The organism is Mesorhizobium sp. M7A.F.Ca.US.014.04.1.1 (assembly GCF_003998745.1).
Taxonomy (GTDB): domain Bacteria; phylum Pseudomonadota; class Alphaproteobacteria; order Rhizobiales; family Rhizobiaceae; genus Mesorhizobium; species Mesorhizobium ciceri.
Window position 1 is genome coordinate 1 of record NZ_RZRW01000646.1, and the last position, 3,016, is coordinate 3,016.

Below are 3,016 nucleotides of genomic sequence, written 5' to 3' on the forward strand. Positions count from 1 at the left end.
TCACGCCGGCAAGCTGGCCGCCGCCGCGACTTTCCGCGCCGGCATGGCGCGTTTCGCCGCGACGAAGCCCATCCATGGCGAGTGCGGTGGCTTCATGGTGCTCGGCGAAGCCCTGGAGGACGCGTCGGGCGAAACGCATGCGATGCTCGGCCTGCTCGGCCATGCCACCAGCTTCGCCAGGCGCAAGATGAACCTCGGCTACCGCGAGGCGCGGCTGCGTGCCGATTGTCCGCTGGGTGCACAGGCCGCGCTGATCCGGGGCCACGAATTCCACTATGCGCAGATGACGGCCACCGGCAATGACGAGCCGCTGGCCGACCTTGCCGACGGCCAGGGCAATCCGATCGGCGCCTCGGGCTACCGGCGCGGCCATGTCAGCGGCACCTTCTTCCATGCGATCGCGAGGGGCTAGAGCATGAAATTCGGGAATCTGGCCCTTTCACCACGGCAGGCCGTCGACGACATCGCGCTCTGCCTGGTCTTCTTCACCAGGCTGCCGCTGCCCGTCTTCGATTTTCGCGGCCGCAGCCTTGCCGCGGCGATCTGGGCCGCCCCCATCGCCGGTCTCGTCGTCGGCCTGATCGGCGCCATCGTTTTTGCCACGGCGGAACGGTTCGGCCTTGCCATGGGGCCGGCGGCCGCACTTGCCCTTATGGCAACCCTGCTCACCACCGGCTGCCTGCATGAGGACGGCCTGTCCGACGTCGCCGACGGTTTTGGCGGCGGCAAATCGCGCGGCCGCAAACTTGAGATCATGCGCGACAGCCGCATCGGCGCCTATGGTGCGGCGGCGCTGGCTCTGTCGCTGCTGGTCCGCTGGAGCGCGCTGTCGGAGTTCGTCGATCCCACACAGGCCCTGTTTGCCCTCCTGGCCGCACACGCGGCCTCGCGCGGCCTGCTTGGCGCCTTCATGCATCTCTTGCCTCCAGCGCGCGTCGACGGCCTCTCGGTCGACGCCGGCACCGTCTCGCAGGAAACCGCCATAGCCGGCGCCTTGCTCGGCGCGATCCCGCTTCTCTTGCTCGGGCTGGGCGGCGCCGTCTTCGCGCTGATCCTGCTTGGCCTGCTGTTTGCCGCATTCCGCGCCCTTTGCTTCAACCAGATCGAGGGCCAGACCGGCGACACGATCGGCGCCTTGCAGCAGGCAAGCGAGATCGCGGTGCTGCTCGTCGCTTCCGTAGCGCTTTCCTGATCCCTTTGGCCTGATTCTCGCGGCCTGATTCCTTTTCGGAGACTTTGCCCCCATGCCCTTCAAATCCCTTAGTGAATTGCGCGCCGCCTGCCTCGACCTGCCGGCTGGCAGCGATGCCGCGGCCAATGCGGTCGCCCGCCGCCAGGACACGCTGACCAAGCCGCAAGGCAGCCTCGGCCGGCTCGAGACCATCGCCGCGTGGCTGGCGCGCTGGCAGGGCCGCGACATGCCGAAACTCGACCGCGTCAAGGTTTTCGTCTTCGCCGGCAACCACGGCGTCACCGCGCAAGGTGTGTCGGCCTATCCCTCGGAAGTCACCGTGCAGATGGTGGCGAATTTCGCTGGCGGCGGTGCCGCCATCAACCAGCTTGCCCGCATGGCCGGCGCCGAACTCGACGTCATCCCGCTCGATCTCGACCATCCGACCGGCGACTTCACCCAAGGTCCGGCAATGGACGAAGCGGCCTTTCTGGCGGCGGTCTCGGCCGGCTATGATGCGGTGACGAAGGATCTGGACCTTATCTGCTTCGGCGAAATGGGTATCGGCAACACCACGCCGGCAGCGGCCGTTTCAGCAGCCCTGTTCGGCGGCGGCGCGGAAAAGTGGACAGGGCGCGGCACCGGCGTCGATGACGCCGGCTTGAAGCGCAAGGTGGTCGCCATCGAAGCCGGCCTGAAGCGCCATGCCGCAGCCCTCGCCGACCCGCTTGCTATCGCTGCCGTGCTCGGCGGACGCGAACTGGCCGCCATCTTCGGCGCCACGCTCGCCGCCCGACATCTCGGCATACCCGTGCTGCTCGACGGCTTCGTCTGCACCGCCGCCGCAGCCCCGCTGTCGAAGCTGCACCCGACCGGCCTCGCCCACACCATCGCAGCCCATGTCTCCGCTGAGTCAGGCCATCGCGGCCTGCTCGAAGCGCTCGGCCTGCCGCCGCTGCTCGACCTCGGCATGCGGCTCGGCGAAGGCTCCGGCGCCTGCCTCGCCGTCAACATCGTCCGCTCGGCGCTGGAGTGCCATGCCCGCATGGCGAGTTTTGCCGAGGCTGGCGTTTCGGAGAAGTAATTATTCATTCCCCGTATCGGCCGACAAAGATGCCGTTGTCACGACAAAGGAGGCATCTTACCGTAACGGCGATTCTCAAATAGATTTTTGTGGATGAAGAAATTTCATCCTGCCGCAGCTGCGGTGTTATCGCCGGGGCGGTCGCTGTTGTGTTCCGTCACAGCAGCTATTCAAGTCATGGCCCGATCGACACCGGCATTTTCGTTGTCTTCCTGGTCTTCTTCTGGTGGCCCATCAGCGATTTCTCCGGGGGAAAAGACGGAATTGGCGCCAGCGATGCTGCAGCCGGGGAAAAGAGCCTTGCTTTTCGATTCGGCCGGTTTCTGAGCCGCATTTTTCAACTCGGCTAAATCGCCACAAGATCCGGATAGCGCGTTTGAAGAATCACGGTCGGACAGCCTTGCCCGAGATGCGCCAAACGCGTCTCGCTTTCAGGGTCTTTCCACCAACTCTTCTAGGAATTTGGTGGGTGCGCACAGGATTGAACTGTGGACCCGCTGATTAAGAGTCAGCTGCTCTACCAACTGAGCTACGCACCCACTCGGCCGGCAAAAACCGGCGTTGGCGGGCATATAGCCGCCACCATCGGTCCTGTCCAGCCCTGCCGGAATCATTTCCCGACAAATCGACCGAGCATGCGTTCGATCAAACGAACAGCTTGCCCTCCGCCACCTTGATTGCGTTGCCGCCGATGCGCGCCGAGGCCAGTTTTCCGCCTTGCACGGTCAGTTCGAGGCGGACGCGCGATGGCCGTCCCATCT

At 65.3% G+C, this 3,016-nt stretch carries 3 protein-coding genes, 1 tRNA gene and 2 pseudogenes; 4 read left to right on the top strand and 2 right to left on the bottom strand.

Annotated elements, in window-relative coordinates; genetic code table 11:
• From EOA22_RS29205 to EOA22_RS29220, 4 genes and pseudogenes are all read left to right on the top strand, one after another.
• Positions 1–412, top strand: a pseudogene (locus tag EOA22_RS29205) (cobyrinic acid a,c-diamide synthase); the annotation flags it as partial.
• Positions 413–415: 3 nt separating this feature from the next.
• Entirely contained in the window at positions 416–1,192 is a 777-nt protein-coding gene (gene cobS, locus EOA22_RS29210) for an adenosylcobinamide-GDP ribazoletransferase (RefSeq protein ID WP_063168249.1), read from the top strand.
• Between the two features lie 52 nt (positions 1,193–1,244).
• Positions 1,245–2,255: a nicotinate-nucleotide--dimethylbenzimidazole phosphoribosyltransferase gene (gene cobT / locus EOA22_RS29215; protein ID WP_063168250.1), complete on the top strand. Its 1,011-nt coding sequence runs from the start codon at positions 1,245–1,247 to the stop codon at positions 2,253–2,255.
• 89 nt (positions 2,256–2,344) lie between these two features.
• Positions 2,345–2,605: a hypothetical protein gene (locus EOA22_RS29220; RefSeq protein WP_063168251.1), complete on the top strand. Its 261-nt coding sequence runs from the start codon at positions 2,345–2,347 to the stop codon at positions 2,603–2,605.
• 113 nt (positions 2,606–2,718) lie between these two features.
• Here EOA22_RS29220 and EOA22_RS29225 read toward each other — a convergent pair.
• Together EOA22_RS29225 and EOA22_RS29230 are read right to left on the bottom strand one after the other, a co-directional pair.
• A tRNA-Lys gene (locus tag EOA22_RS29225) sits at positions 2,719–2,794 on the bottom strand.
• 106 nt (positions 2,795–2,900) lie between these two features.
• Positions 2,901–3,016: pseudogene (locus tag EOA22_RS29230) on the bottom strand (PhzF family phenazine biosynthesis protein); the annotation flags it as partial.